Genomic DNA, 433 nt, shown 5'->3' with positions numbered 1-433 from the left:
CCCACCCGCGGCATCGACGTCGGCGCGAAGTACGAGATCTACACGATCATCAACCAGCTCGCCGACCAGGGGAAGGCGGTCATCGTGATCTCCTCCGAGCTCCCCGAACTGCTCGGCATCTGCGACCGCATCTACACCCTCTCCGAGGGCACCATCACGGCCGACGTCCCGCGCGCCGAGGCGACGCCCGAGGTCCTCATGCAGTACATGACCCAGGAACGGGAGACCCCTGTCAATGAACGCGCTTAAGTCCGCCGTCGGCTACCTCACCGGGCAGCTCCGACAGATCGGCCTGTTCATCGCGCTGATCGTCATCGTCATCTTCTTCCAGGTGACCACGAACGGCATCACGCTAGCCCCGATCAACGTCTCGAACCTGATCGTCCAGAACAGCTACATCCTCATCCTGGCCATCGGCATGGTCATGGTCATC

General features: G+C 62.4%; 2 pseudogenes. Both read left to right on the top strand.

The features are described from left to right. Window positions 1-249: pseudogene (locus tag BIU89_RS13580) on the top strand (ABC transporter ATP-binding protein); the annotation flags it as partial. After that, window positions 236-433, top strand: a pseudogene (locus BIU89_RS13575) (sugar ABC transporter permease); the annotation flags it as partial. The pseudogenes BIU89_RS13580 and BIU89_RS13575, both read left to right, overlap by 14 nt.

Source organism: Curtobacterium sp. MCBA15_005, assembly GCF_001864855.1.
Lineage (GTDB): Bacteria > Actinomycetota > Actinomycetes > Actinomycetales > Microbacteriaceae > Curtobacterium > Curtobacterium flaccumfaciens.
Note: the sequence above shows the minus strand (reverse complement) of the source record. Positions and strands in the feature narration are given on the sequence as shown.